Below are 24,516 nucleotides of genomic sequence, written 5' to 3' on the forward strand. Positions count from 1 at the left end.
CGAGAGACAGCGGGGTGCCGCGATCAAGATACGAGTCGCTCGACTCGCCTTCCACCGCACCGTAGGCATGCCGAAAGAGGCGAGTCAAGTGACTCGCCTCGGAGCTGGGGCATACTGCACGCATGGCAGCAGAGCTCTCCGCACATCACCGCCGTCTCGCCCAGCAGAAACGTGAGGCGATCATCTCCGCGGCCACGGACCTCTTCCTGAACCGCGGTTACGACGGCACTTCCCTCGCTCGCATCGCCGAAGGGGCGGCAGTCTCGAAGTCCACCCTGTTCAAGCAGTTCCCCACCAAGGCAGCCCTCTTCGAAGCCATCGTCACGGAGTCCTGGCAGCGCGACGCCGGAGGCGCCGTCGCACGGCCTCCGGCCGGGGACCTGCGGTCCGGCCTGGCCTCCATCGGCCACCGCTACGCCGATCTGATCGGCCGGCCCGGTATGACAGCCCTGTTCCGCATCGTCATCGCCGAGCTGCCCCGCTTCCCCGAACTGGGACGAATGCAGTTCCAGCTCGGCAAGCTGCCCTACTTCACCTCAGTCCAGCACTACCTGGAGTCGGAACACGAGGCCGGTAACGCCGACGTCCCGGACGCCGAGAGCGCCGCCAACCAGTTCCTCGGAATGATCGCCAACTACGTCCTGTGGCCCCGCATGCTGCTGACCGACTGGAATCCCGCAGCCTCTGACATCCGTTACGCCGTCGATCAGGCCGTGGAGACCATGCTCGCCCGCTACACCTCCGATCGAGCAGCCTGATCCGAAGCCGGAATCGGTACGTCGGCACCATGGGCTGGAGGGGCCCGCGGAGCTGCGGCCGTGCGACGGGCGGGCCTGGTGAGGCCGGCGGTGGCGTTGTCCTCCCACCCGCCGACACGCTGGAAGTAGCCGTTCATCGAGCGGGAGCCCCGGGCCCAGCCGCCCTGGTCGGCGATCGCCAGGGCATCCTTGCCGCGCTTGCAGGTCAAGGGGCTGGTGTGACTGGTCCTCGGCCTGCTCGCGCTGGTCGTGAGCGGGAATGCGGGGAGGAGATCATCTGACGGAGGCTCGTCGGCGCTCCGACCTGTGCACCTGGGGTCAAGGCACGGCTCGTCCTGCTGGCCGGCACATGACATCCTGACTCAGTGCTCTTGAACGACCCCACAAGCAGCGTCGACCTTCGCCCAGTGCGCTACCAGTTCGCCGCGGTCCGGGGCGACTCGTATGACGACAACTGGCTGGTCATTGACGGCACGGTAACGACTCCCGAGGGCAGCTGGTCCTTCGCCGATCCGTGTTTGCTCACTGATGAGGCTCGTCAGGTGGCCGCGTGGCTGCGCGCGGTGGCCGCGGGGAAGGTGGCCGTGACCGAACCTGATGCACAAGGTGAGCTTTCGCCGGACACCTGGTTCATTGAGCCGCTCCTCGCCTTCAGCCTCGCCGATCGGAGCGAGGGCGGGGCTGCGGTGATTCGGATTCATCTGTCCTTGGAGGCAGCGCCCCCGAGGCAACAGGGTGACGACCGGGCCGACATCTACCAGTACGTCGTGGAGGTCAGGATGGACGCTGCGGCGCTACTTCACGCGGCTGACCAGTGGGACCTCGCTCTGGCTTCCTTCCCGCCCCGCTGATCACTGTTCATGTGCCACAACCCGACCTACACTTTCGCAAGATCCACCTCAACCCCGGGCCGGCCGCTTGGCACTTCCAGTACGACCGATTCCTACTCGCAGGGGCCGGGCAGTCTTCTACGATCCGTTGCATGCTGGATCCCGAGCTGCTGGAACGGATCGCCGCGCGGCGCGCGGAACTGGACGAACTCGAAGAACAGCTGGCCAAACAGCTCGCAGAAGTGCGGGTCTAAGGGGTGTCCCGTAACTGCTGGTCAGAGGTGAGATGATCTTGCCGTGATCACACTCGCCACATCATGATCATCAATCACGCTGGCCCAATGCCAAGACAATCCCACAGCTACGCTGATCGGGGCAGTCCACAGTGAGCACGACCCGGGGAAAACCGTGAACCGACCGCTGCTGTTCCTCGACGTGGACGGGCCACTCAACCCTTACGCGGCCCAGCCGGAAAGGCGTCCCGAGGGCTACACCACACTCAGAGTTCCCCGGCACGACGCCCATGAGGACGACAGAGGCCTATCGTCCCGACGACGCCCCCTGCGTGTCTGGCTCAACCCAGAGCACGGACGAATCCTGCTCCAGCTCGGCTTCGAGCTGTGCTGGGCCACCACATGGATGGACGACGCCAACCGGTGGATCGCACCGGTCCTCGGCCTTCCGGAGCTTCCCTTCGTCGACTTCGACGACGTCCTACTCCAAGAACGCCCTGATGGAGTCCACTGGAAGACCGGGCGGCTGGTGGACTACGCAGGCGGCCGTCCTTTCGCCTGGGTGGACGACGAGCAGAGTGAGCTGGATCAGACGTACGTGGCCGCCCACCATCAAGGGCTCGGGCTCCTGCACCACGTCAACCCGCGGATCGGCCTGCGGGAAAACGACTTCCACACGCTCGCCGACTTCGCCAGTTCCCTGGACACCTCACGAACCACCGGCTGAGCACCTCGCCAGCCCTTCAGGTTGCTCCGTACTCGGAGCCAAGATCTTTGCGGGACAGCCCTTAGCCAGAAATCAAAAGGCCACGCTCAGCATCAGCCGTGCTGAGGGATGCTCTTCTCCGTGGGCTCCCGCCCACAGCCAGCCCGAGTACCCCGAGAGCCAATCACACCAGCTCTTTGGCCAGGGGCTTCAGGTTGGCGGTGGCTCAAAGGACTCCACCTGTACCCGGTGCGCATCGCGATGGTCTCCACTCGGTGCGGTCGATGTCGTGCACTGAGCCTCCGCCAACTTGAAGTCGCAGGTCAAAGGGCTGGTGTGATCGGTTCTCGGGGTAGTCCTGCTGGTCGTGGGCGGGAGTCCGTGGAGAAGATCACCCGTCAGCGGTTGATTTCGAGGTTCGTCAGGACGAGCAGGGCGCGCAGATGACGGGTGGCGCGGGCGGGGGCAGTGCGGAGTTTGGTGAGGATCCGCCAATTATTGAGGTGGGCGAAGCCGTGCTCGACCAGTGCCCGTCCGACGGCGAGGACACGGTCGGCTCCTTCTCGCCTCGAGTGAGCTTGTGGGTACGAGTGGCGATGCAGCCGGTGACGATCACGGGGTCGAGGATGTCGTTGTCCAGGCCGCGGAAGCCGAGGTCTGCCAACGCTCCGAGGCCAGCGGCGTGCAGGTGGGCCAGGACGTGGTCGCGGCGGGCGGCGGTGTTGTCGTGGGTGCCGCCGGGCCAGGCGGCGGACATCCAGATCAGGCGCCCGTTCTCTTCGGTCAGGGCAAAGAAGTGCAGGCCATGGCTGCGCTGCTTGCCCGAGTAGTTCCGCCGGTCGGCCTTGCCGGTGCGGCGTCCGGTGCGGATGAGGGTGCCGTCGATCAGGACCGCCTCCCCACCCTGCCTGGCGACCTTCATCAGGGCGCGGTCCAGGCGCGACGCCTGGGCGGCGAGCAGCCCGATCAGCTCGTCGCGCCAGCGGCGGACGGTGGACTCGGACACATTGTTTCCGTCGGCCATGTCGGCCAGGCACTGGTCGTGACGCAGCACGGCCAGGACGATCACCGCGATCTTCCCGGGCGGCAGGATGCGCCACCTGGAGCGAATCATCTTCAGGTGGCGCCGTAGCAGATCGGCGAGGTGGTTGACGGTGCTCGTGGACAGCGGCAGACGGCACTGGTAGACAAGCGGGCAGGTGCCCTCGGCGCGCTCTTCGATATTCGTCACACAATTCCAACGGCCGCCGGGGGCACCCCGGTTAGGGCCGTGCCGAGCCGCTCCGAGCGGCGGTCTCGCTGGTCACAGGCGGGTGGCGAACCGGCCGTCGGGCAGTTTGCGCAGCCAGCCGCGATCGACGAGCCCCACCGGCTTGCTGCGCAGCGGTTCCAGCTTGGACCGCACACTGATGTCCACCCCCGCCACCTCGCCGACCTCACGGGCGATGACGGGTCCGGCGGCCTGCCGCACAACGGCGATGATGCGCTGGTAGTCCCATGGCAGGGCGTCCTCCTCCACTCCCGGCTCGCGGTGCGGGATCAGCATCACCGGCCGGCCGCCCACCTGCCCGGGCACCGGCGCAGCTTGGGCGCGTTCGTCGGCGAGCTGCCCAGTCATCCGTTCAAGGACGCGTTCGGCGACGGCGAGTTCGTCCCACTCGGCCCGCACTTCCGCCAGCTGGTTGACCAGCTGCTCTTCGAGTTCACCCAATTCCGCACGCCACGCGGTGATCCGTTCCAGCAGCTCGGGATCCAGCATGCACCGGATCGTGAAAGGCTGCCCGAATACGGCGAGCAAGAACCGGACAGTTCAGCTACCTACTTCTGCTGACGACCGCTTGTTCAAGGCTCGATCGCTACGAATGTCGGTTCTGGTCGGGCCGACCATGCGCCAGACGCTGAGCTTCGGCCGTGACCTCGGCATCGAGCTGCACCAACGTCCTGTTCCCGTACTCAACGATGTCGTACTCGTCATCAAGCTCAGCAAGGCGCTCGGCCAGGGGGAGCTGGTGGCCGAACCGCTGGGGGATGCGCATAGCAAGCTCTCGCGGCGTCAGCCGGCCCGCCAGCATCTGGTGCGCGAGCGCCCGCACGGCAGCGTCCTGCCCGGCCTCGCTGTCGCGCGGGTAGAACACAAGGTCCAGCTCGTCGAGTACGACGGGAAGCAGGTCGGGAACGTCGTACTCCGCCTCGGCACGTGTGTATCCGGCCAGAATGCGCAGTGCCGGGCTGTCCAGTCCGGCGACGAGTGCCGCGCAGGCAGCCTCGACGACATCGTGAGCACGGGCCTCGCCGATACTCCAGAGAACAGCGAGGTCTTGCAGGTCATCGGTTGCGACTTCGATCGGCGACACCTACGCATGATCCCCTGCACGAGATGATCCCGTCGACCGCCTTTCGGCTCAGGCGTCGACTGCGCTGACGGACGATCTACTACTCAGACAGTCGCCCATGACCAGCATGAGCGCCCCGAGAACCGGTCGCACCCGCCCTTTGACTTGCGGCTTCAAGTTGGCGGAGGCTCACTCCACCCGGTGGAACGCACCGAGGTGCGGGGGATGCAAGGCATCTCCCGCACCCTCGCACCACTCCTACGCAGATTGACGGTGCGCGGTACGCCGGGAGGGAGGAATCTCCCCTTCCCCACCGTGCATCGAGGCCGAGTACAGGTCATCGCCGGAGTGGTAGCAGATGTGGTCAGGACATCTCAGGGGGTCAGGTAGTCAAGCTGTGGAGTCCTGACGGATCGTGGTCGAGGACAGAATGAGGAGCGCTCCGAGCATCTGTGTTCCGGAAAGATGCTCCTGATTGACGAGTGCGGCGAGCAGGGTGGCGGTGAGTGGTTCGAGGAGGAGAGCGATGATTGCTGCCCTGGGGCCCGCATGTCGCAGGCCGGTGAAGTAGCTGCTGTAGGCGACAGCTGTGGGAACCAGGCCGAGGAACAGCACGGCACCGATCGGTGCGGGACGGGCCGGGATGCCCATTCCGACAGTCAACGTGATGGGCAGCAGCAGGAGACCTCCGGCCAGGAAGCCCAGCCCGATGGTGGTGACGTGGTCCAGGCCGGGAAGTGTTTCACGGCGGTCCAGCGACAGCGCGGCGAAGCCCGCAGCGGCCACTAGCGCCAGGCCGGTGCCGACCGTCCGGTGAGTGCCCGGGGTCGGCGAGCCGATCAGTAGTACCAGACCCGCGAACGCGATGACCAGGGAGACGATGGCGCGGCGGGGTGGTCGGCGCCGGTCGAGAAATGCCGTCCCAGCAGTGATCAGGACGGGGACGGCGACCATCGTGGTCAGGGTGGCCAGGCCGACCGAGGTCGCGGCTACTGCTGCGAAGTAGGCGGCCTGGTAACAGGCCAGCAGGAGACCGGCGGCGGCAATGCGGACCAGGCCCTGTGGGTTCAACCGCGGTACCCCAACGAGTCGTCCAGTCACCAAGGCATATCCCGTGAGGAGAATGCCCGCAGTCAGCAGGCGGTATGCGGCCACAGCGACCGGGGCCAAGCCGGTGTACGAGGCGAGGATGGAACCGGCGAGACCGCCGGTTCCCCACAGCACTCCAGCCAGAACGAGCAGGATGGTGCCGTTCCGCGGCATGGGTGCAGCGGAACGGGACGAGCGTGCAGGCATGAAAGAGGACTCCAGCTTCGACGCAGAGAAAGGGAAATAGCGTCAAAGCAGGGCATCAGCGGATCGACGGCTGATCAGACAGCACCGAAGGGGGCCACGGCCGTTCGTCCAGCCGGGCCCAGCAGACACCCCGCTCAGAAGCGGGGCGGCGAGCAGATGATCCGATGCTGATGCACGGCGCTCACCCTAGCGTTGGGCAGGCACCGACCGCAGCAGGACCCGCCATCCCGGATGCGGCTCCCGGATGCGGCTCCCGGGGCCAGGGAAGCGTGGCCTGGTGTGCACGGAGTTCGGCGTACGGCTCGGCGGCCCGAGGCCGCCCGCCGTCGGGCCCGGGCGCGCCTTCGAGTATCTGCCGGCGTGTCAGTTGTCCCGCTGTCGCCAACGAGCTGGTGCGTGATTGTGGTTGAGGTGTGATCGCGCGGGGGTGAGATGATCCGGTCCGTGGTGATCAGGATCAACCGGAACATCCTCGCGCATTAGTTGTTCACAGGGGTCTCCGGCGGCATCTGGTCGGTTTGGTCGAGGAGTTGGCCGATCCTTGGGAGGGCCTGGTCGGGGGACGCCGTCACAAGACACGTGGTGGGCCCAGGAAACGCGAGGTGGGGCAGGTGCCCGGCATCGACTCGCCGCCCAGGTCTCCGCTGGTGTTCGTCGACCGGCTGGTACGACGGTGTCGGTTCCGCTGCTCTCTGTGTCGTGGAGATCCGGATTGCAGTGCTCGCCGCGGGACGCCCATCGTCACGCGAAGGCTGCGCCGATGGCGTCACCGATCTCGTTCAGCACATCGCGTGAGACCTGGACGTCGCGGGTGAAGGACAGGAATGCGTGGGGCACTCCCTCGACCGGTCGGTGCTTCACGGGCACCCCGGCCTCGCGGAGAGCGTCCGCGTATCGGATGCCCTGGTCGCGCAGCGGGTCGAGCTGGGCGGTGACGATGAGCGCGGCCGGGAGCCCGGTGAGGTCTTGCGCGCGCAGCGGCGAGACGCGGGGGTCAGCCCCCTCGTCGGGGGTGTTCAGGTAGGCGCCCCAGAACCACTCGAGCCAAGGGCGCGTCAGCAGGGGGCCGGCGGCGTGGTCGTACATCGATGCGCTGTCGTCGAAACGGTCGGTTGCGGGATAGGCGAGGGCCTGGAAGGTAACGGCCGGTCCGCCGCGTCGCTTCGCCTCCTGCGCGGTGACGGCGGCGAGGTTGCCTCCTGCGCTCTCTCCGAACAGAGCGATGCGCTTCGGATCGGCGCCGAAGGTGCCCGCGTTCCGCGCGACCCACCGCAGTGCCGCGTAGGCGTCTTCGACGGCTCCCGGGAACCGGTGCTCCGGCGCCAGGCGGTAGTCGACGGAGACGACGGTGGTCCTCGACCGCGTCGCGAGGACCCTGGCGAAGTGGTCCTGGCTGTCGAGGTCGCCGAACACCCAGCCGCCGCCGTGGAAGAACACCGTCACGGGAGCGGGCCGGCCCGTCGGGGTCGTCTCAGGTGTGTAGATGCGGATCGGGACGTCATGGTCGCCGTTGCGGAAGGCCGTGTCGCGAACCTCGCGAACCGGAACGACATCACCCGCGAACGAGGCGAACGCAAGACCGACGGCGCGGTTCTCCGCCACGGTGAGGGTGTTGGCAGCGGGCGTCGGGGTCGCGGCCAACTCGTCGAGCACGGTCTGGATCTGGGGATTGGGGGCCATGAGCCTCACCTTTCGCGGGCTGCGAGAACGATCTTGGAATGAGCACTCCAACCGTAGGAATCACTGGATTGGAAAGTCAATTCCAATCATTTGGTAGGCTCGCTCCCATGCAGAAGCGCAGTGTCGAGACCCGGGGCAGGGCAGCGAGTACCGAGGGTGGCCGTCGCACGCGAGACCGCATCCTGCACGCCGCCGCCGAGCTGATGTTCCGGCAGGGCGTCGCCGGTACGAGCATCCCCGACGTGCAACGCCGTGCTCAGGTGAGTGCCTCGCAGATCTATCACTACTTCGGAGACAAGCAGGGCCTCACGGCGGCCGTGATCGAGTACCAGAGCACCGTGAAGCTCGAACAGCAGCGGCCACTGCTCGACCACCTCGACAGCGTCGACGCATTGCGCGAATGGTGCGAACGCGCCGCCGTCCGCCTGGACGCGGTGCACTGCGCCGGAGGGTGCGAGATCGGCTCGCTCGCGAGCGAGTTGTCGGACATCGACCCCTCGGCTCGCCTCGGCCTGGCCACGGGATTCGCCGCGTGGCAGGCGGCGATCGAATCCGGGCTTGCCCGCATGCGCGAGCGCGGCGACCTCGGAGCCGGCGAGGACGTTTCGGCGCTCGCGGTCGCACTGCTGGCCGCGATCCAAGGCGGGATGCTCCTGTCGCAGGTGAACCAAGACGCCACCCCGTACCGCCGCGCGGTCAACGTGGTCATCGACCACATCGCAGACCGCGTCGTGGCGGCTCAAGCCTCACGGTTGGCCGATCGCTGAACACGGGCCAGTCCCATCCCCGCGTCGGCCAACGTGACGGCCCAGGCGTCCACGATCAAGGGGAAGCTGCACCGCAAGCCATTACCCTCGACTCGGACAGGCGGGCAAGACCCGCCACGCTCCTTCACTCGGGGAGTGCTTCTCTCCCGGCGCCGAACAGGCCCTTCGACAAGCCGTGTCCTCACAGCTCAGAGGCACTCCTCGCTCACTTGGCCAGTCTTCGACGCCCCTCTCCGTGACACCCGAGGCCAACGCCTCGAAGGGCTGCCGGCTGGCCCCGACGAGCTCTGAAGTCCGGGGCCGCCGTGACGCGGACAGGAAGCTTCCCAGATGCGTTGTCGGACCGGGCCATGCCAGGGCCGAGAGGAGAAGGATCTTCCCCCGACAAGAAGGCACCGATGGCCACCGAAGACCCGGCGCCCGGTTACACCATGATCGAGGATGACTGCTCTATTCACGTCGGCCTGGCGGAGCGGATCAACCAGTACACCTGGGAATCGGATCCCGACTCGGGTACCGGTGCGGCGGTCACGGCTCTGTTCCCGGCCGGCCGGACCAGGAACCACGGCGACCTCGTGACCCTTCGGGAGGACGGGAGTATCGCCTTCGACATGGATGGCACGTACGACCTGCCGGAGCCGTTCGACCGTTCCTCCCACGCTGAGCACTACCGCCACCGCTATGGCAGTACTCAGTGCCGACCACCCGGCCAACCAGACCGTCGAGGCCGGGCTCCGGTCTCTGAACATCCGGGTCCACGACGTGACCCAGGCGCTGAGCACCCGCCAGGCCGCGATCGTCGGCGACGGATTCACGATTCGATTCTTCACGTGGAGGTGCTGGGGATGTGAAGCGGACGGAATGAGCCGGTCTCCACCGCCTTGCGCGGCAACTGGGCCGCTCGACGGCTTCATAGCCGGCACCGGACTCACCCTTGAGCCCACGACCTCACCCGGAAACGCCGAAGTCAGTAAGAGTCAGGTGACCTTGGTCGTGGAGAGGGTCTTCGAAGCCCTCGTCCGCAACAGACTCAAACGACTTCAACAGCGGACCCGCACCCCTCGGGGCCAACACGTATCGGGCGCACTCCCAGATGCTGGCCTCGGGCATCGAGGAGTCCGAGCTGAGTGACCCCTGGGTCACCCGGATGAGAAACCTGCCGGCAACGGTGGTGTCAACCACGCTGAAAGAACCCCTCGATTGGCCTGACGCGACCGTCGTGAGCGGAGATCCTGTCGACATCGTCGCCCGGCTCAAGGAGGAATCCGAGGTGCCGTTGCGCTCGCACGGCAGCCTGTCGCTGAACCGGGCGCTGCTGGCCGCCGGGCTGGTCGACCGCGTCCAGGTGACGCTCTTCCCCGTGATCAACGGCCAGACCGGCGTAGACCCTGTCTTCCAGGGCGCGGCCGACTTCGATCTCGAGCTGTTGGAGAGCCGGACGCTCGACGGCCACACCCAAGAACTCATCTACCGGCCAACCCCGCATGTCTGAGTCCCCCATGCACCCGCCCTCCAACCAGCCGGAACTGACCCGGAAGTTCCCTGGAGCCTGTCTCTTGGAAGTACGGTCCGCAGGGTGTCGCAGGCTGTATCGATAATCTGTGTCGGCGTCGGCGGCATGGTGCGAAACTTTGGACCATGACCTCACCCGAGCTCAGCGACCTGGACTATCTCCGGGAGATCGAGCGCCTTGCCAACCGCGTCAGAGTGGAGGCGTCCGACGAAGGATGGCTTTCGCTCCAGGCAGACCCGGATGAGGCGACACCGCTCCAGCGCAGCGTGAACGTGCTTGCTCGGGCTCTGCGCCATTACCACTTCGACGGTGACGGCTGCCTGGACGAGGACCGGCCTCTGGTCCGTCTCGTCGGAGCCTCCGTGTTGAAGCCCGGGGCCATGCCGGCCGGGGTGGAGGAGCCGTACGAGGAGGTGTGTGCACGGATCGGCGTCGAACCCAGACCGGAGGGCTGGGCGCTGTGGAACACCTGGAGCGACGAGGGTTGGAAGGCGACCATGGTGGTGTCCGCCGTCGAGACGACCGAAGGGCTGTTCAGGAACTGGGCGCGCGGGAGGGCACTCGACCCGGTGACACCGTTGCCTTCCCAGATCGCCCTCGTCCGCCCGGGGTGGATAGGACCGATGACGTTCTCACCTCGCGGCGTCAGACGGACCGGCCTTGGCGGTCTGCCGCTGTCCTAGGCTCTGGGCCTCGGCCAGGGCCGTGTCCACAGGAGAATCGCAGCGAGGTGCAGTGCGGCCTGGCAGGCGATGGCGGGCTTGTCGGTTCGCATGGTCAGACCACGCCACTGCTCGAGGCGATCGATGCACCGTTCGACGGGATTGCGCTGCCTGTATGCCTCAGCGTCGAGGCTGGGCGGGCGACCACCGGTGCGGTCTCGCCGCAGTCGGTGACCGATCTGGCCGGTGAGCTGCAAGACCACGGCACGGATCGCTCGCCGTCGGAGGTGCTCACGGCTCGCGTGGGATGAATACGCGCGGTCCGCCAGGACGGCATCGGGCCGGGGCCGAGGTCTTCCCGGTCCGCTTCGCGGAACGCGCATGGCCTGCCATGACCCCCTCGAAGGCCGGCGCATCGCCTGCCCGGCCCGCGGTGACGCGGAGGGCCAAGGGCCGTGCATGGCTGTCGCTTACGAGGTGGACCTTCGTACTCAGGCAGCCGCGGGAACGTCCGAGCGTGTGGTCTTCGGGCTCGTCCCGAAGCGGCGCCCCTATTTCCTGACTCCGGCGGCATGCTGGTGAGCTCGGCAGACAGTCGGGTCCACCGACACGGTCCAGCCGATGTCGTCAGCGCCGTCGGCCGTTGCCAGGAGCGTGGCGAGGATCCGTTCCCAGGTGCCGTCCACGGCCCACCTGAGCAGTCGTTCGTGAGCGGTCTGGAATGGGCTCGACTCATCCGGCAGGTCCCGCCAAGGCGAGCCTGTGCGGTACTTCCACACGATGGCTTCCAGGGTTCGCCGGAGGCCGGCGCATCGCCGGCCGCGGACCGGATCGACCGGCATCAGCGGCTCGATCCGGTCCCACATCGCATCAGTGATCAGCCACCGGACAGACACATCCGATCAACCGAACGAGCAGGTCAAGGAGACACGCTCTGGGACTGGCATCCGAGGGTCGCAGGGCCGCCTTGGTCACCGCGGTTTGCTGGTCACCTCCTGATTCGTAAGGGCGTTCGGCGAGCTGGCCGCGTTCGAAGCGGGCTCCGGCCCGGGCCAGGGTGACCAGGCGGGGCGCGTTCACCGACCGCCACCGCAACCGAGAGCTCCGTCGCCGACCGTCAGGATGGCGGCACGCATCCCCCGGCGGGCGTAGTCGCGCAGCAGGTCCGCGGCTGCCCATCGACAAGGTAGCGCCGAGACCTGGATGCCTCGCAGACAGCGTGCGATCCGCCCGGGCAACGGCAATGCGCCACGCCAGCACCTCCGTGTGCTCAGCCACGATGGTGGGGGCGGAGCCTGGGGAAGGTGAGGAGGGTTGGTCAACTCCCGGCGCGGGTGCAGTTGTTGTCGGCATGCGGTCCGATTGCGTTACCCACTGCCACTCCGGTATTCATTGATGTTCTCATCACCCGTCGACCGCAGGCCGGGCCGCGAAGGTCCACTGGAAGGAGCAGCGTTGCGCTTGCACGGAGATCGGCGCGAGATCGAATACGAGGCCCGAGCCCGGCGGGGCCCGGTGAGCCCGGACAACGCGAGCGCCCGTCCGCAGGCAGCCGGCTCCGTAGCGGCGATGATGCAGACGATGCAGGGGGCCGCGGGCAACGCCGCCGTCGCGCAGCTCGCCGCCGGCGGGTGGCCCAGCGGGTCGGCGGGTCTGCACGCGATCCAGCGGGCCGCACGCGCGGGTGCGCCCGCCCGGGCGGTCCAGCGTGCGGAGGGAGAGGCGACCGGCGGGCACGGTGGGATGGAGTGGCGTGCCGGCAGCAGCATCATCGGGAAGCCCACGAACGGCGTGGAGCGGGAGTTCTACGCCGACATGCGCGCGGGCAAGCATCCCGCGCTGGACGGCGTGGCACCCGCGTCGTACACCGCCGAGCAGGTGGAGCAGAAGGATGGCAAGAAGGGCGACGACGCCACTCACATCTATATCGCGAATCTGACGTCCGGCATGACGAAGCCGAAGCTCCTCGACATCAAGGTGGGCGAAAGCACCGCGAGCAAGCAGGAATTGCTCACGAGCATGTCGAAGGCCGACGCCTGGAAGAAGAAGATGAAACTGAAGGTCGCCGACGTGGTGACCGGTTCCGCGAGCCGCGGCTACAGGGCGGTCGGCGGCACGGGGCTCAAAGGGAAGAGCCGACGCCAGATAGGGCAGGAGTCCGGGCAGATCGTGAACGATTTCGCCGAGGACGGCAGCATCTACGAGGTCCTCGTGCAGAAGCTGCGGCACGCCCGGGAGGCCGCGAGAAGTTCGGGCCTCGCCTTCATCGCGGCCAGCGTGCTCATCGCGGTGGACGAAGAGCCCGCGGAGGGCACCTCGGCGGCGTCGGCGAAGCTCAATCTGATCGACTTCGCGCACACGTTCGGCCCTGAGCGGATGAGCCCGGAGCAGGTGAGGAAGTACCAGCAGCGCTTCGACCAGGGCATGGCGAACCTGATCGAGGCCGTGCAGGCGGCCGGCAGGGCCAAGCAGGCGCCCGCACCCGCGGCCGCACAAAACGCCTAGTAACGCCTAGTACTCCAGCCGGGGATCGTGTCCTTGCTGGTCGTGGGCCGGCCCTGGGCTTGGGTATGGCCACCGGTGCCCATCGGTGCGCGCAGACAGAAGAACATCTGGTGGCCACAGGCCACAGGCCACAGGCCACAGGCCACAGGCCACAGGCCACAGGCCACAGCATGGATCCTGACCGTTGGCAGGACACGTTCGAGGCCCTGAGGGGCTGGATCGCCCCTGGTTCCGCTGGTTGAACCGCGGCGTCACACGCGGGAGTTCGTGCGGGTGTACGTGCGGAAGTTCGTGCTCGGGCTGAACAGAGAGCCGGGGCCGGCGAGCGGCCCGCCCGCTTCCGGTGCCCTCCGAGCCGGCGTCAGTCGAGGGCCTGGCGGCGGCCGGCCCGCAGGATCTCCTCGGAGAGTCCGGGCTCGACGTGGCGCACGGCGCGGGCGAGCGCCAGGGCGCCGACCATTTCGCTGAGCAGGCGCATGGCCTTGCGGCGGGCCTCGTCCGGGGTGAGTGTGCGGCCCTCCTGCTCGGCTTCGCGCAGGAACTCGGCGGCGAAGCCGGCGAGGTAGCCCTCGACCCCCTGCGCGAACGCGCTCTGTACGGCTTCGCTGTGCCGTCCGGCGTCGGTGACCAGGGAGGCGGAGGGGCAGCCGCCGTCGGGGGCGTCACGGTGTGCGGTGGACAGGTATCCGTCCACGACCCGCCTCAGCGGGGAGCCGTGCCGGTCCGGGCCGTCCTCGATCTCCTGGGCCAGGACTCCGAGTGAGGCGGCGAAGGAGGCTCCGCACACCTCCACGACCAGGTCGTTCTTGGACGCGAAGTGGTTGTAGAAGCCGCCGTGGGTGAGTCCGGCCTCCTTCATCAACTCGGCGATGCCCACCGCGTCGATGCCCTGCGAGCGGAACATGCGGCCCGCCGCCTCGAGGATGTTCTGCCGGTTGCGGGCCTTGTCCTCCTTGGTGATCCGCGGCATTGCCGTCCTCCCGCCTTCACTCTCGACTTGACCTTTTCGATGATGCCTCTCATCATAACAGGCATCATTACGATGACACTCGTCATCAAAATTCTGTGGAACGGGAGCACCATGCGCGCCATCGTCTACGACCAGCACGCGGAAGCCGGACGCGTACTGCGCCTCAGCGAGCAGCCGCCCCCTCCCCCGCCCGCCGCTGGGCAGGTGCGGATACGGGTCCTGTCCCGGCCCGTCCACCCCGGCGACCTGGCGGTGGTGCAGGGCTTCCCGGGTGCGCCGCGAGGGCCGTTCGCCAAGCCGCGGATTCCCGGCCTGGAGGGGATGGGCGTCGTCGAGAGTGTCGGCGAGGGGGTACAGCAGCCGCGCCCCGGTCAGCGAGTCGCGTTCTTCCCGGTGCCGGGTGCGTGGAGCGAACTCGTGACGGCGCCGTCCGAACAGGTGGTGCCGGTGCCCGAGGGCGTCAGCGACGAGACCGCGGCGCTGATGCTGGTCAACCCCATCACCCTGCTCACCCTGCTGCGCGCGGTCGAAGAGGCCCAGCACAAGAGGCAGGCGGGCCCGGTGGTGCAGACCGCCGCCGGCTCGTCGGTGGGAAAACTCGTCACCGCCGCGGCACTCGAGCACGGCATCCCGCTGGTCAACCTGGTGCGCAGCGCCACGGGGGCCCAGATCCTGCGCCGGCGCTTCCCCGGCATACCGGCCCTCTCGACGGCCGACGCCAACTGGCGCGCCCAGGTCCGGGACGCCACCGGCGGCCGGGGTGCCCGGGTCGTACTGGACGCGGTGGGCGGCTCCCTGACCGGTGAGCTGGCCGGGCTGCTCGACGACGGCGGCACACTGATCACCTACGGTCAGCTCGGCGACGGCAGCACAGCGCTGGAGTCACTCGCGCTGATACCGCGCGACCTGACCGTGCGGGGCGTGTCCATCGAGCAGTGGATGACCCGCACGCCCGAGGAACGGGCCGAGGACGTCGCCTTCGCTGCCCGTCTGGCCACGACCGAACCGGAACTCTTCGAGGTCGCGGGCCGCTACGACCTCGCCGACTTCGCGACGGCCATCGACCATGTCCGCCGCCCCGGCAAGAGCGGAACCGTCCTGCTCACCAGCCCCGCCGCCTGAACCCCGAGAAGGGCACCTGTCATGAAGATCGGAACTCTCGGCTCGGGCACCGTCGCCCAGGCCATCGCCCGTCATGCCGTGGCCCACGGCCACGAGGTCGTACTGAGCAACAGCCGCGGCCCGGCCTCCCTGACCGGACTGGCCAACGAGCTCGGACCGCTCGCCCAGGCCGGCACCCCGCAGGAGGCCGCCGCGGCGGAAGTCGTGCTCCTCGCGGTCGGCTGGCCCCAGGTCCCGGAGGCGACGGCCGGACTGCCGCACTTCGGCGGACGCATCGTCATCGACGCCACCAACCAGTTCGCCGCCCCTCCCCCGCACGCGGAGATCGCCGACCTGGGTGAGCTGACCGGCAGCGAATACGTGGCCTCGCTGCTGCCCGGAGCCCGCGTCGTCAAGGCGTTCAACACCCTCTACGCGCAGTACATCGCCGCCGACCCGCGCCACGGAGCCGGACGCCAGGTGCTGTTCCTCGCCGGCGACGACGCCGACGCCAAGACGACCGTCACGGACCTCACCGCCGGCTTCGGCTTCGCCCCCGTCGACCTCGGCTCCCTGCGCGAGGGCGGACGCCTCATGCAGCTCGGCGGCCCGCTCTCCGCCCTGCACGCCCTCAGACAGGACTGAACCGGGTCCTCCCGGACCGCTCCTCTTCTTCTCATCTCCCCCTCAGCACAAGGACATTGCTCATGACCACCCAGCCCCTGCTCCAGCCCGTCCGCCTCGGTGCCCTGGAGCTCCCCAACAGCGTCGTCATGGCTCCCATGACCCGCGCCCGGGCCCACAACGCCGAGCTGGCCCCCACCGACCTGCACGCCACCTACTACAGGCAGCGCGCCGGCGCCGGGCTGATCGTGACCGAGGGGACCTGGGTCAGTCCCGACGCGATCGGCTTCATCGACGTCCCCGGCATCTACACCGATACGCAGACCGCCGGCTGGGCGAAGGTCACCGAAGCCGTCCACGAGGCGGGCGGGCGGATCGTCTCCCAGCTCGGGCACGTCGGGGCGGTCTCCCACCCCGACCACCTCGGCGGCCGCCTGCCCGCCGGGCCCTCGGCCGTCAACCCGGGCGAGATGTCCTTCACCCCCTCCGGCCCCAAGGACACCCTCACCCCGCGCGCCTTCACCGCCGCCGAGATAGCCGCCACCATCGCCGACTACCGCCACGCCGCCGAGAACGCCCGCCGCGCCGGCTTCGACGGCGTGGAAATCCACGCCCAGGTCTCCCACCTGATCCCGCAGTTCCTCAACCCCCGCCTCAACCGGCGCACCGACGCCTACGGCGGCAGCAGCGAGAAGCGGGCCCGCTTCCTCCTCGACATCCTCGACGCCGTCAGCGACGTGTGGGGAAGCGACCGCGTCGGCGTGAAGATGTCCCCGCTCTGGACGAGCGGCACCGCCTTCACCGCGGACGAGGAGACGCTCGCCGACTACGACCAGCTCCTCAAGAAGCTCAACGACAACGATCTGGCCTACCTGCACCTCCAGGGCGCCCCCGGCACCCTTGAGGAACGCCTCCCCCTCTTCTCCCGCTACCGTGCCCACTACCAGGGCAACATCATCGCCAACCTGGGCTTCACCCGGGCCCTCGGCAACGAGATCCTCACCCACGGCGTCGTCGACGCGGTCTCCTTCGGCGCCCCCTTCATCGCCAACCCCGACCTGGTCGAGCGCTTCGCACACGGCCACCCGCTGGCCGACGACGACCGGGACACCCACTACGCCGGCGACGCGGAGGGCTACACCGACTACCCCGCCTTCACCGCCGGCTGAGCCGGCCGGGACGCCGCCGACGGCGGTCGTACGCCAGGCGAAAGGGCCGGGGCGAACCCTCCTACGGCGCCCCTGCCAGAGGGCAGACCACCGGCGGCGGCTGCCCTCTGGCAGGCGATCTTGGCCGTTTGTCAGATGAGTTTGACCAGCCTGCCCAGGTCATCGCGGTGGGCGACCGCCAGGACGACGCCCTCGCCGGGCTCGCCCAGCGCGTTCTCCAACTCCAGCTGGTCGGCGACAGCACCGCCGCCTGGATCCTTCTCCTCGCGGCGCAGCCGGCTGGCGCGCTCGCGCAGCTGCTTCACGCGCCGGCGCTGCTGCTGGGGGCTGAAGGCGTTGCCGTACTGCCCGCGCGGCCCGGTGAGCAGTCCTCCGGCCGGCCGGGTGGAAATCGGGCTGTCCACGGACAACGGTATCCGGCGTTGCCGTGACGCACAGTCAGGCACTAGGGTCGCTCAGGTGACTGCCGGGTCGGCCATGGGCCATACACGAGTGAGGCACCCGGCCTCGGCGTGAGCACGAGGCGGGCAAGAGCCCCGCCCTTTCTCCGCGTCTTCCTCCCTGCGCCCGTACGCGGCGCTCCACAGCGGATCCAAGACTCGGAGACACATCCACTCATGCCACATGATGAGCACCGCCAGCATGAACCCGAATCGTCGGCCACCGTCCAGCTGAACCACACCGCCATCTACGCCACGGACCGGCAGTTGTCGGCCGAGTTCATCGCAGCGATCCTGGGGCTGAAGGTCGGCGCCCCCTTCGGGCCGTTCCTGCCCGTCGACCTGGGCAACGGCGTGACACTCGACTATTACGAGAAGCGCGACGAGCCGATCCAGTCGCAGCACTACGCGTTCCTCGTGCCCGACGATCAGTTCGACACCATGATCGCCCGCCTGGAAACGGTCGGGGTCACCTACTACGCCGACCCCAGCCACACCGAGCCCGGCCGGATCAACCGCCTCTTCGGCGGTCGCGGTGCGTACTTCGACGACCCGGACGGCCACAACATGGAGATCATGACTCGCCCATACGTCCGGCCGTAGCAGGCCCCCGAGTGGCGCGTCGGGTCTTTCACGCCGTGCGATTCCCCGTTCGACCCGTTGGCCACCAGTATGCGCGGCTACCTGCTCGCACAGATCGCGCTCGGCCTGCTGGGCGGCGGTGAACACCACGGTGATCGGGAACGAACCGCTCCGTCGATCAGCGCGCCACAGGGCATACGCGTCCGGGAGGCCGGGTTCTGCTGTTCTCAGCCGAACCGCTCAACCGCGCTGTGCAGCGGCGTCGGTCACCAGCTGCCACATCTCATAGTTCCCGCATTCTGCCGTGATCTCAGCCGTCGCCTGAGCCGCGGCGAAGAAGTCGTCGGCCAGCGGCGAGGTGCGCGACGCTGCCATCGCGACGAATACCTGGTCGGGCGCCAGGTCCAGGACGGGCACGTACCTGATGTCCGGCCGTGAGTAGAACACGGTCTCCGAGCGCCCCACGAACGAGATGCCACGGCCGGCCGCGACGTGCTCGAGCTTCTCCTCCACCCCGCGCACCCGGTGCCCGGAGTCGGGGTGCGGACGCCGGGTGGGCTGCGTGCTCGGGTCGGCATGCCAGATCAGCGGCTCACCGGCCAGGTCCGCCTCGGTGACCTCCTCCTTGCCGGCCAGCCGGTGGCCCGCGGGCAGCGCCACCATGAGCGGCTCGGTGTAGAGAGGCATCAGGCGCAGGCCGGTCTCGTCGATGGGCAGCCGCACATAGCCGACGTCGACGCGGCCGTCGAGCAGCATAGGGACCTGGTCGTCCCATTCCATGCGCTGCACGTCCACGACCACGTCCGGATGGCGGCCACCGAACTCTCGCGCCGCGGGGATGACCGGGATCCCAGCCCGAAAACCGACCACCAGCCGCCGGCCGCCACGGGCAGCCGCGGTCACCCGACGCCTGACCGCTTGCGCGGAGGCGAGCAACGGACCGGTGTCGTCCAGGAGTTGCCGGCCCGCGTCCGTCAGCGTGACGCCGTGGCTGTCCCTGGTGAAGAGGGGGGCGCCGAGGTCCTGTTCCAGTGCGCGGATCTGCCGGCTGAGCGCCGGCTGCGCGATGTGCAGGTCCTCGGCGGCGCGGCCGAAGTGCAGTCTGTCGGCGACGGCGGCGAAGTAGCGCAACTTGCGGAGATCCAGATCCATGGGGCCTCTCCCGTCCGGCAATGCCTTGAGGTTATCACCACGGTTGAAATGGGTCTTGGACACCCGCTCAGGGAAATGGCATCGTTCAAAGGGCCGAGAGAATTCGGTACAAGAATTCGGCATCGGTAATCGTTGCTCATCAATTCAATGGAGTGATCGTGGGAAAGCTCGATGGCAAGGTAGCGGTGATTACCGGTGGATCCACCGGATTGGCACTGGCCGGGGCCAAGCTTTTCGTCGAGGAAGGAGCATATGTATTCATCCAGGCCCGGCGGCAGGAAGCACTGGACGAGGCCGTCGAACTGATCGGCCGCAACGTCACCGCCGTCCAGGGTGACGCGTCCGACCTGGACGACCTGGACCGCTTGTACGACACCGTCAAGCGGGAGAAGGGCTCGATCGACGTGCTGTGGGCCAGTGCCGGGACGGGCGAGCCCGCCATGCTCGGCGAGATCACCGAGGAACAGTTCCACCGCGCCTTCTCGCTGAACGCCCGCGGCACCCTGTTCACCGTGCAGAAGGCACTGCCACTGATCAACGACCACGGCTCGATCGTGATGACCGGATCCAACGCCTCCCTCGGCGCCTTCCCCGGCTGGAGCCTCTACGCGGGAAGCAAGGCGGTCCAGCAGGCCTTTGCCCGTGTCTGGCTCAACGAGCTCCGCGACCGCAAGATCCGGGTGAACGTCCTCACCCCCGGCCAGGTCGGCACGGCCAAGCAGGAAGAGCTGTTCGACGAGGCGACCAGGACCGCCTTCGAGTCCCTGATCCCCCGCGGAGAGATGGGCCGCCCCGAGGAGATCGCCACGATCGCCCTCTTCCTGGCCTCCGGCGACTCCAGCTACGTCAACGGTCTGGAGCTGGTCGCCGACGGCGGCACCACCGCTGTCTGAACCACGCACGAACGAGACCGGACCACGCACGAACACGACAGCGCGGCGCCCGGAGAACAGGCGCCCCCGAGGACAGGAAGAGAGCACGGCCCATGAGCAGCATCACCTTCATCGGTGCGGGGAACATGGCCCGCACGATCGGCGCGCTCGCGGTAGCGGGCGGCAACACCGTCGAGATCATGGCACGCGATCGGTCCAAGGCCGAGGGTCTGGCCAAGACTCTGGGCGGCAGTACGACGACGGGTGAGTGGGGCGCCGTCCCGGCCGGGGACATCGTCATCACGGCTCTGCTGTACGACGGGGTCGTTCCGACCGTCGCCCAGTACGGGGACGCCCTCAGGGGCAAGACCATCGTCGATATCAGCAACCCGTTCAACACCACGGGCGACGGCCTGGCCCACAGCGAGGAGACCTCGATCGCGCAGGAAGTCGCCAAGGTGGCCCCGGCCGACGCCAATGTGTTCAAGGCCTTCAACACCATCTTCCGTGGCGTTCTGGAGAACGGCCGGCCCGACGTGTTCTTCGCCGGTGACGACCCGCAGGCCAAGGCGGACGTCGCGGCATTCATCGAGAGCCTCGGACTGCGCCCGCTGGACGTCGGCGGCCTGAAGATGGCGCACTGGCTCGAAGGAGCGGGCGTGCTCACGGTAGGCCTCGCCGGCAACGGGATCGGCCACGGGAACTTCGCCCTGGGCGTCAACGAGTTCACGGGCTGACCCTCCGGGGCTGACCAAACAGCGGGCAAATAGGCCGCCGTGCGGCTCCGGCTGATTGACGGAACCACCGACTCGTCGATGCCAGATGTCAGATGCCAGATGCCAGATGCCAGATGCCAGATGCCAATAGTGGCGAAATAGTTCGCCCGAGGAGGCGCAACGCGATGCGGCTCGGTTTCGTGATTCCCCTTGTCGGGCCCGCGGTCGGCGACGCCCCCGCCCTGAGCGCCTTCGCACGCGGACTCGAGGATCTCGGCTACGACACCCTGTGGGTCGGCGACCGCCTGGTCACGCCGGTTGGTCTGGGCAACGGCTATCTGGACCGGGGGCCACAGATGGCCCGCTCCTTCGATCCGATGCTGCTGTTGACCGTCGCTGCGGCGGCGACCGACCGGGTGCGCCTGAACACCAGCACGCTCAGCACGTTCTCCTACGAACCACCGCACCTGGCGCGGCAGTTGACCACGCTCGACGTGCTCAGCGGCGGCCGCCTCGGCGTGGGCGTGGGGGTGGGGGTGGGATGGATGAAGCAGGAGTACGACGTCGCCCGCAGCGCGGACTGGAGCCGGCGCGGCAGGATGCTCGATGACATGCTGGCGTTCCTGCGGGCGTGGTGGACGACCAGTCCCGTGTCCTGGACAGCGAGTTCTTCACCATGCCACCGGTCCACGCCGACCTCCGTCCGGTCCAGGCGGGCGGGCCGCCCATCTGGATCGGTGGTGCCAGTGAGGCCGCGATGCGCCGGGTCGGCCGCAGCGGGGTCGGCTGGCTCGGGGTCGAAGGGCCGGCGCCCGCCGCGTCGGTCAGTAGTCAGGACGAGGGCACAGGCCGCCTGTGGTCGATCGCGCGTGAAGCGGCGGAGGAGGCCGGCCGCGATCCCGACGCACTCAAGACGGCCATGCGGATCAACCTCGAGCCTGGCACGCCCGCCGACTCGGTCGCGGACCAACTGAAGCGGTACGCCGAATCCGGTGTCGATGAGGCGTACTTCGATGCCTTCACGATGTTCGCCGGCCTTGACCAGCTGCTCGACTTCGCCGGCCAGGTGATCGAACGTACCGGCCGGCTGTGACCACCGAAGCGACGACGGGCGGAGAAACGACGGGCGGAGAAACGACGGGCGGACAAGCCGTTCGATTCGGACCAGAAAAGAGAGTCTCACCATGAGCAGCATCAGTTTCATCGGTCTGGGGGGGCATGACCCACGCCATCGCCTCTCGTGCGGTGGCGGGCGGTAGCTCCGTCGAGCTGATCGGCCGCGACGCCGCCAAGGCCAAGGGCCTGGCCGCCGAGCTCGGCGCCGGGGCCACGGTGGGAGCCTTCGGCGCCGTCCCTGTGGGCGACATCGTTGTCCTCGCCGTGCCCTACAGCAGCGCCGTGCCGGTCATCGCCCAGTACGGGGATGCCTTGGCCGGCAAGGTCATCATCGACATCTCCAACACGTTCGACGCCGACGCCACCGGAGTGGTCACTCCCGAGGGCACGTCCGGTGCGCAGGAGATCGCCAAGGCCGCCCCGGCGGGCGCGCACGTCGTGAAGGCGTTCAACACAGTGTTCGGCCATGTCCTGGTCCAGGAGCGTCCGTTGGACGTGTTCCTCGCCGGAGATGATGCCCGGGCCAAGGCCGAGGTGTCGGCGTTCATCGCGAGCCTCGGACTGCGTCCCCTCGACGTCGGCGGCCTGGAGATGGCCCGCTGGCTGGAAGGGATCGGGCCGCTGCTGATGGGCCTGGCCCAGAACGGCGCGGGGACCTTCGACGTCGCCCTCGGCGTCGACCTCCGCGGCTGAGCACACCCGCGCCCTCACCCCGCACCACCACTTCGCGCACCACATCACTGACAAGGAGCAGTACCTTGCGTGTCTTCGTCACTGGCGGGACCGGCCATTCCGGTTCGTACATCATCCCCGAACTCATCGCCGCGGGACACGAGGTCACCGGCCTCGCCCGGTCGGACGCGGCCGCCGCGGCACTGTCCGCGCTCGGCGCGAAGACACGCCGCGGCGACCTCCAGGACCTCGACGGGCTCAAGGAGGCGGCCGCGGACTCCGACGGCGTCGTCCACGTCGCGCACCGGCAGGACCTGCTTCCGTCCGGCGGGATGGCCGCCGTGGCCGCCGCAGAGCTCCCGGTCGTGCTCGCGTACGGCGAGGCCCTCGCGGGGACCGGTAAGCCGCTGGTCGCGGCGGGGAGCATCGGCTCGCCCGGGACCGGGACGTACCTGTGCCGGCCGGGTACCGAGGAAGACCCGGCCCTGCCCGTCGGCGACGAGCACAAGGGCACCCTGCGGGCCCGCAATGTCGTGGAGTCCGCCGTCGTCGGACTCGCCGAGCAGAAGGTACGGTCCTCGGTCGTGCGGATCGCCAACATCATGCACAGCAGGACCGATCGTGGCTTTCTCCCCATGCTGATCGCGCTCGCGAAGGACAAGGGCTTCGCCGGCTACCCCGGAGCCGGCGCGAACCGGTGGAACGCCGTGCACGCCCGCGATGTCGCCTCCCTGTTCCGTCTGGCGCTGGAGAAGGGCCCGGCCGGCAGCTACTGGCACGCGGTCGAGGACGGGGGCATCCCGTTCCGCGAGATCGCCGAGGCCATCGGCAGCCGCCTGGGCCTGCCCGCCGTGAGCGTTCCCCTGGACGAGCTGATCCTCCCGGCACATTTCGGGTTCCTCACGAACGTCGTCACGCAGAGCTACCCGACGTCCAACCTCATCACCCGCCGGACCCTCGGCTGGGAGCCGGCTCGGCCCCGCCTCCTCGCCGATCTGGACAACGGCCACTACTTCCCCGCCGGCTGACAACAAGGGGCCCGGGTCGCGACGAGTCCGCCGCATGGCAAGAACGAGGCTCTTACGACGAGGGTCGTACAAGGACCAAGGCTCTTCTGGAAGGACGCCCAGAACATGACGACTGTGGGATTCATCGGAAGCGGATCCGTCGGCAGCACCCTCGCGCGGCTCGCCGTCGATGCCGGACATCAGGTCGTGCTCAGCAACTCGCGCGGTCCCGGGACGCTCGCGGACACGGTCGCGAGACTGGGTCCGCGGGCCTCCGCGGCGACGAGCGAGGAAGCCGCGACGGCCGGTGACATCGTCGTCGTCACGGTGCCGGTCACGGCCTTCCCCGACCTTCCCGCCGAGCCACTGGCGGGAAAGACGGTCATCGACACGTGCAACTACGGCCCCGAGCGTGACGGGCACATCCTCGAGCTCGACAATGGGTCGCTCACCTCGAGCGAACTGCTGCTGCGCCACGTCCCGGACGCCGGACTCGTGAAGGCGTTCAACACCATCTACTTCAAGCACCTGCTGTCACTCGCCCGCCCGGCGGGGGCGGCCGACCGGTCGTACCTGCCGATCGCCGCGGACTCGGCGCCGGCGAAGGCGGCGGTCACCGACTTCATCGGCTCCATCGGGTACGGCGTGGTGGACGCGGGACCGCTGGCCGACAGCTGGCGGCAGGCGACGGGTACACCGGTGTGGGGCAGCCCTTATGGGCCGTACTCGAACGAGAAGGGGCGGCCCGCCGGCGACGACGTCATCCGCGCGGCACTGGCCGCCGCCACGCGGTGACCGCAGGTCGGCCCGGG

At 68.4% G+C, this 24,516-nt stretch carries 23 protein-coding genes and 4 pseudogenes; 18 read left to right on the plus strand and 9 right to left on the minus strand.

Annotated features, from left to right (window positions below):
- The first annotated feature begins 122 nt into the window (after window positions 1-122).
- From IO29_RS05420 to IO29_RS05430, 3 genes are all read left to right on the plus strand, one after another.
- Window positions 123-758 carry a TetR/AcrR family transcriptional regulator gene (locus IO29_RS05420; RefSeq protein ID WP_030377753.1) on the plus strand — a complete coding sequence of 212 codons (636 nt, stop codon included), beginning with the start codon at window positions 123-125 and terminating at the stop codon, window positions 756-758.
- 365 nt (window positions 759-1,123) lie between these two features.
- A complete protein-coding gene (locus tag IO29_RS05425; protein ID WP_030377752.1) occupies window positions 1,124-1,609 on the plus strand; it encodes a WapI family immunity protein in 486 nt (161 codons plus the stop codon).
- Between the two features lie 387 nt (window positions 1,610-1,996).
- Entirely contained in the window at window positions 1,997-2,548 is a 552-nt protein-coding gene (locus tag IO29_RS05430; protein WP_030377751.1) for a hypothetical protein, read from the plus strand.
- Between the two features lie 400 nt (window positions 2,549-2,948).
- Here the strand turns inward: IO29_RS05430 and IO29_RS38810 are convergent, their stop codons facing one another.
- The 5 genes from IO29_RS38810 to IO29_RS05455 form a co-directional block, all read right to left on the minus strand.
- A complete protein-coding gene (locus tag IO29_RS38810) occupies window positions 2,949-3,758 on the minus strand; it encodes a transposase family protein (RefSeq protein ID WP_234307388.1) in 810 nt (269 codons plus the stop codon).
- 72 nt (window positions 3,759-3,830) lie between these two features.
- Window positions 3,831-4,286 carry a hypothetical protein gene (locus IO29_RS38815; RefSeq protein ID WP_199806836.1) on the minus strand — a complete coding sequence of 152 codons (456 nt, stop codon included), beginning with the start codon at window positions 4,284-4,286 and terminating at the stop codon, window positions 3,831-3,833.
- Between the two features lie 97 nt (window positions 4,287-4,383).
- A complete protein-coding gene (locus IO29_RS05445) occupies window positions 4,384-4,881 on the minus strand; it encodes a hypothetical protein (RefSeq protein ID WP_030377749.1) in 498 nt (165 codons plus the stop codon).
- Window positions 4,882-5,250: 369 nt separating this feature from the next.
- Window positions 5,251-6,123, minus strand: coding sequence for a DMT family transporter (locus tag IO29_RS05450; RefSeq protein WP_234307387.1), 873 nt, complete (start codon window positions 6,121-6,123; stop codon window positions 5,251-5,253).
- Window positions 6,124-6,897: 774 nt separating this feature from the next.
- Window positions 6,898-7,836 carry an alpha/beta hydrolase gene (locus IO29_RS05455; RefSeq protein WP_030377747.1) on the minus strand — a complete coding sequence of 313 codons (939 nt, stop codon included), beginning with the start codon at window positions 7,834-7,836 and terminating at the stop codon, window positions 6,898-6,900.
- Between the two features lie 107 nt (window positions 7,837-7,943).
- Between IO29_RS05455 and IO29_RS05460 the strand changes: the two genes are divergently transcribed.
- The 4 genes and pseudogenes from IO29_RS05460 to IO29_RS05470 all read left to right on the plus strand — a co-directional run bounded on the left by IO29_RS05460 (window position 7,944) and on the right by IO29_RS05470 (window position 10,799).
- Entirely contained in the window at window positions 7,944-8,603 is a 660-nt protein-coding gene (locus IO29_RS05460; protein WP_030377746.1) for a TetR/AcrR family transcriptional regulator, read from the plus strand.
- Window positions 8,604-9,001: 398 nt separating this feature from the next.
- Window positions 9,002-9,454, plus strand: coding sequence for a hypothetical protein (locus IO29_RS38405; protein ID WP_158709288.1), 453 nt, complete (start codon window positions 9,002-9,004; stop codon window positions 9,452-9,454).
- 212 nt (window positions 9,455-9,666) lie between these two features.
- A pseudogene (locus tag IO29_RS05465) lies at window positions 9,667-10,095 on the plus strand (dihydrofolate reductase family protein); the annotation flags it as partial.
- 146 nt (window positions 10,096-10,241) lie between these two features.
- The gene (locus tag IO29_RS05470) at window positions 10,242-10,799 is read left to right on the plus strand and encodes a hypothetical protein (RefSeq protein WP_030377744.1); all 558 of its coding nucleotides are present in this window, start codon (window positions 10,242-10,244) and stop codon (window positions 10,797-10,799) included.
- Here IO29_RS05470 and IO29_RS36295 read toward each other — a convergent pair.
- Window positions 10,796-11,674 (minus strand): annotated as a pseudogene (locus tag IO29_RS36295) (IS5 family transposase). The gene IO29_RS05470 and the pseudogene IO29_RS36295 overlap by 4 nt on opposite strands.
- Window positions 11,675-12,233: 559 nt before the next feature.
- On the opposite strand from IO29_RS36295, the gene IO29_RS05485 reads away from it, so the two are divergent.
- Window positions 12,234-13,283, plus strand: coding sequence for an inositol polyphosphate kinase family protein (locus IO29_RS05485; protein WP_158709287.1), 1,050 nt, complete (start codon window positions 12,234-12,236; stop codon window positions 13,281-13,283).
- Window positions 13,284-13,644: 361 nt separating this feature from the next.
- On the opposite strand, the gene IO29_RS05490 is transcribed toward IO29_RS05485, so the two are convergent.
- Window positions 13,645-14,253 carry a TetR/AcrR family transcriptional regulator gene (locus IO29_RS05490; protein ID WP_030377740.1) on the minus strand — a complete coding sequence of 203 codons (609 nt, stop codon included), beginning with the start codon at window positions 14,251-14,253 and terminating at the stop codon, window positions 13,645-13,647.
- 72 nt (window positions 14,254-14,325) lie between these two features.
- Between IO29_RS05490 and IO29_RS05495 the strand changes: the two genes are divergently transcribed.
- From IO29_RS05495 to IO29_RS05505, 3 genes are all read left to right on the plus strand, one after another.
- Entirely contained in the window at window positions 14,326-15,375 is a 1,050-nt protein-coding gene (locus tag IO29_RS05495; protein ID WP_234307386.1) for an alcohol dehydrogenase catalytic domain-containing protein, read from the plus strand.
- A gap of 21 nt (window positions 15,376-15,396) precedes the next feature.
- Window positions 15,397-15,999 carry an NADPH-dependent F420 reductase gene (locus tag IO29_RS05500; RefSeq protein ID WP_030377738.1) on the plus strand — a complete coding sequence of 201 codons (603 nt, stop codon included), beginning with the start codon at window positions 15,397-15,399 and terminating at the stop codon, window positions 15,997-15,999.
- 62 nt (window positions 16,000-16,061) lie between these two features.
- Window positions 16,062-17,147, plus strand: coding sequence for an alkene reductase (locus tag IO29_RS05505; protein ID WP_030377737.1), 1,086 nt, complete (start codon window positions 16,062-16,064; stop codon window positions 17,145-17,147).
- 131 nt (window positions 17,148-17,278) lie between these two features.
- On the opposite strand, the gene IO29_RS05510 is transcribed toward IO29_RS05505, so the two are convergent.
- The gene (locus tag IO29_RS05510; RefSeq protein WP_030377736.1) at window positions 17,279-17,551 is read right to left on the minus strand and encodes a hypothetical protein; all 273 of its coding nucleotides are present in this window, start codon (window positions 17,549-17,551) and stop codon (window positions 17,279-17,281) included.
- Window positions 17,552-17,764: 213 nt separating this feature from the next.
- On the opposite strand from IO29_RS05510, the gene IO29_RS05515 reads away from it, so the two are divergent.
- A complete protein-coding gene (locus IO29_RS05515) occupies window positions 17,765-18,190 on the plus strand; it encodes a VOC family protein (RefSeq protein ID WP_030377735.1) in 426 nt (141 codons plus the stop codon).
- 219 nt (window positions 18,191-18,409) lie between these two features.
- On the opposite strand, the gene IO29_RS05520 is transcribed toward IO29_RS05515, so the two are convergent.
- The gene (locus IO29_RS05520; RefSeq protein ID WP_030377734.1) at window positions 18,410-19,321 is read right to left on the minus strand and encodes a LysR family transcriptional regulator; all 912 of its coding nucleotides are present in this window, start codon (window positions 19,319-19,321) and stop codon (window positions 18,410-18,412) included.
- 158 nt (window positions 19,322-19,479) lie between these two features.
- Between IO29_RS05520 and IO29_RS05525 the strand changes: the two genes are divergently transcribed.
- From IO29_RS05525 to IO29_RS05550, 6 genes and pseudogenes are all read left to right on the plus strand, one after another.
- Window positions 19,480-20,214, plus strand: a complete 735-nt coding sequence (locus IO29_RS05525) for an SDR family NAD(P)-dependent oxidoreductase (protein ID WP_030377733.1) — start codon at window positions 19,480-19,482, stop codon at window positions 20,212-20,214.
- Window positions 20,215-20,306: 92 nt separating this feature from the next.
- Window positions 20,307-20,930 carry an NADPH-dependent F420 reductase gene (locus IO29_RS05530; protein ID WP_030377732.1) on the plus strand — a complete coding sequence of 208 codons (624 nt, stop codon included), beginning with the start codon at window positions 20,307-20,309 and terminating at the stop codon, window positions 20,928-20,930.
- 164 nt (window positions 20,931-21,094) lie between these two features.
- Window positions 21,095-22,002: pseudogene (locus IO29_RS05535) on the plus strand (TIGR03619 family F420-dependent LLM class oxidoreductase).
- Between the two features lie 91 nt (window positions 22,003-22,093).
- A pseudogene (locus IO29_RS05540) lies at window positions 22,094-22,718 on the plus strand (NADPH-dependent F420 reductase).
- A 65-nt stretch (window positions 22,719-22,783) separates the two neighbouring features.
- Entirely contained in the window at window positions 22,784-23,725 is a 942-nt protein-coding gene (locus IO29_RS05545; protein WP_030377731.1) for an SDR family oxidoreductase, read from the plus strand.
- Between the two features lie 105 nt (window positions 23,726-23,830).
- Window positions 23,831-24,499, plus strand: coding sequence for an NADPH-dependent F420 reductase (locus tag IO29_RS05550; RefSeq protein ID WP_030377730.1), 669 nt, complete (start codon window positions 23,831-23,833; stop codon window positions 24,497-24,499).
- Window positions 24,500-24,516: the final 17 nt, after the last annotated feature.

It is taken from the genome of Streptomyces sp. NRRL F-6676, assembly GCF_000725625.1.
Classification (GTDB): domain Bacteria; phylum Actinomycetota; class Actinomycetes; order Streptomycetales; family Streptomycetaceae; genus Streptomyces.